Here is a 528-nt window from a genome sequence, read left to right as displayed (position 1 = left end):
CGGTCGAAGCCCAAGAAACCTAAATAACTAGCCGTAAAGAAACAAGAGTAAGGGGTTTTGACAACCCTTACTCTCCCATATTAACACAAAATTCCAGTTTGTTAAAGGGAGGACAAGTCTAATGGAAATGTTACTTTTGATTCTCATTTTGTTTTCAATTTTCCTTCAGTCGATTACATTCCTGCTTCAGTGGTCTACGAAAAAATACAATGACCGTAAGTAAAACCCAGGTGGCAGCAACCACTAAGGTTGCTGCCATACCTACACTTTAGATCCAGGAGCAGGAGGTAATGAAATGAAAACTCATAAACCCAAAATAGTAGCGGCACTTACGGTGTGTCATGGCATTTATAAAAAAGCGGTGTTTGTATTTAACGATCAGCCTGTGAAAATACATTTTCTCACGGTGGACGAGTACAGGGAAATGGTGGCCACTCTTTCGCCCGCTAGAGTCCGTGAGTGGGCAGGGATGCTCAGAAAAGTAGATGAAAGAAAGCCGATCTATTACTGCATTTGGACGGTGAGAGT

1 protein-coding gene is annotated in these 528 nt (G+C 42.0%); it reads left to right on the top strand.

All coding sequences use genetic code 11. The annotated features are described in order from the left end of the window. Window positions 1-295 precede the first annotated feature (295 nt). Window positions 296-528 (top strand): hypothetical protein (locus H9647_RS25605; RefSeq protein ID WP_191805322.1); only part of this gene is annotated, 233 nt, incomplete at its 3' end.

Source organism: Paenibacillus gallinarum (assembly GCF_014836635.1).
Classification (GTDB): domain Bacteria; phylum Bacillota; class Bacilli; order Paenibacillales; family Paenibacillaceae; genus Paenibacillus; species Paenibacillus gallinarum.
This window is presented reverse-complemented; position numbering and strand designations above follow the sequence as displayed.